We start from the raw sequence: 2,033 nt of genomic DNA, 5'->3' as shown, positions 1-2,033 counted from the left end.
CTCCCCGCAAGGGGCGAGGGGAGAAGAGCACAGCGCGCTCCCTCTCCCGCTTGCGGGAGAGGGCTGGGGTGAGGGCGACACGAGGGTACAGACCGGCTAGATTCCTGACAGTTTGGACCGGGATGATTGTCGACAGTTCACACTGCATCGGAGGGAGGACCGCCGATGCCTTTTGTGGAGACCTGTCGGATGGATCAGCGCGTGCAGATGCTGTCGGACCATGCGAGCGGCAATTGGAGCGTGTCGGATCTGTGCCGGCGCTACGGCGTCAGTCGGGACACGTTCTACGAGTGGCGTCGTCGTCGCGACAGCGGGGCCGAGGATTGGTTCGTGGATCGCTCGCATGCTCCGCACCATTGCCCGCAGCGGACCAATGCTTCGCAGGTGGCGACGATCGTCGATCTGCGGCGTCAGTTTCCGCATATGGGGCCACGCAAGCTGTTGGCGATCCTGCGGCGCAAGCATCCGGAGGGCCTGTGGCCCTCGGCCTCGACGATCGGCGAACTGTTGAAGCAGGCCGGGCTGATCGCGCCGGCCCGACGGCGACGGCCGCCGCTGGCTCAGCAGCGCCCCTTTGCAGCCGTGCATGCGCCGAACGACGAATGGGCGGCCGACTTCAAGGGCTGGTTTCGGACGAGCGACGGCACCCGGATCGATCCTTTGACGCTGACCGACGGTTTCAGCCGCTATCTGCTGGGCATCGCCATCGCGCCGCAAACCATCGAGGCGACGATGCCGCTGTTTCTCGATGCTTTCCGTCGCCACGGCCTGCCGTCGGCGATCCGCTGCGACAACGGCTCGCCGTTCGGCTCGACCGGCGCCTGTGGACTGACGCGGTTGTCGGCGTGGTGGCTCAAGCTCGGGATCGAACCGCATTTCGTGCACCCGGCCTCGCCGCAGGAGAACGGCCGTCACGAGCGGATGCATCGGACCCTGAAGGCACAGACCTCGCGCCCGCCGGCGTCGAATGCGATCGAGCAGCAGGCCAGGTTCGATGCCTTCCGCGATCACTTCAACCGGGAGCGCCCGCACGAGGCACTCGACCAGCGCCCACCGGCCGAACTCTACACCGTTTCGACGCGGCAAATGCCGGACCGGATCGAGGATCCTTGGTACGATGCCGACCACCAGGTGCGGAAAGTCCGCAGCTCCGGCGAGATCATGTGGCACGGCGAGCGCATCTTCATCAGCGAGGCGCTGGTCGGCGAAGTGATCGGCATCGCCGAACTGGAGACCGGCGACCAGATCGTGCGGTTCTGCCACTACGACATCGGCCTGATCGATCGCCTCCGCTTGTTCCGGCGCTTCGCTCCGCCCCGAGAGGGGCTGCGCTACGCACCGCAACAACCGGACCTAGAACTGTCGACAATCATCCCGGTCTGAAGTGTCGGGGATCATGCCGGTTGCACACGAGCGCTGAGCCAACCGGCTTGTCTTCCTCCCTCGCGGCGCAGGGAGAAGACCATGCGTTTCGGCGTGACGGTCAGGCAGCATTGACTCTCCGCCGCGTTCTGCTTTTGTTCTTTCACCCAACACGGTGAGCCCTCATGGACCTCGAACAGACCCGTTCCGAGATTGCGCAGCTGCGCGATCAAATCCGCCGCAAGCAGGGCGAGCTCGTCCAGCTGCAGCGCGCCGGCATCCGCACCGACGACGCCGAGGCCGTTCTGCACCGGATGCAGGATCGGCTGGACAAGCTCTGCGCCGATCGCGACCGCCTGGCCGGGGAGCAGCGGCGGACCTACGCCGGCCGCGACAAGCTCATTCGTGGTCCGCTGGCGAGGAGAGTGTGATGGCCGTTCCGCCGATCAAGTGGTTCGAGGAGTCCGACGACCATTCCGACTTCGTCAAGGCGCTCGCCGAGGTGCGGCGTCTCGGGACGCGGGAAGGTTGGTGTTATCACCACGTCCAGGCCATCATGCTGTCGATCGACCAGTACGCCGAAAGCGCCCTCGGCAACCGCGAGTACTTCTGGAACAAGCCGCACGGGATGCGATAGCAACCAGCGCAGGACGGCCCATCCGCCCGACGAG

The 2,033-nt window shown here is 65.8% G+C and carries 3 protein-coding genes; all 3 read left to right on the top strand.

Going from position 1 to position 2,033, the window contains the following annotated elements:
* The first annotated feature begins 189 nt into the window (after positions 1-189).
* Positions 190-1,383 carry an integrase core domain-containing protein gene (locus VRZ08_RS25035; RefSeq protein ID WP_414534247.1) on the top strand — a complete coding sequence of 398 codons (1,194 nt, stop codon included), beginning with the start codon at positions 190-192 and terminating at the stop codon, positions 1,381-1,383.
* A 164-nt stretch (positions 1,384-1,547) separates the two neighbouring features.
* Positions 1,548-1,793 carry a hypothetical protein gene (locus tag VRZ08_RS25030; RefSeq protein WP_414534246.1) on the top strand — a complete coding sequence of 82 codons (246 nt, stop codon included), beginning with the start codon at positions 1,548-1,550 and terminating at the stop codon, positions 1,791-1,793.
* The gene (locus VRZ08_RS25025; protein WP_346296750.1) at positions 1,793-1,999 is read left to right on the top strand and encodes a hypothetical protein; all 207 of its coding nucleotides are present in this window, start codon (positions 1,793-1,795) and stop codon (positions 1,997-1,999) included. Before VRZ08_RS25030 ends, VRZ08_RS25025 begins: the two co-directional genes overlap by 1 nt.
* The last annotated feature ends 34 nt before the right edge of the window (positions 2,000-2,033 follow it).

It is taken from the genome of Rhodopseudomonas sp. G2_2311 (genome assembly GCF_047501505.1).
GTDB lineage: Bacteria > Pseudomonadota > Alphaproteobacteria > Rhizobiales > Xanthobacteraceae > Rhodopseudomonas > Rhodopseudomonas palustris_H.
Note: the sequence above shows the minus strand (reverse complement) of the source record. Positions and strands in the feature narration are given on the sequence as shown.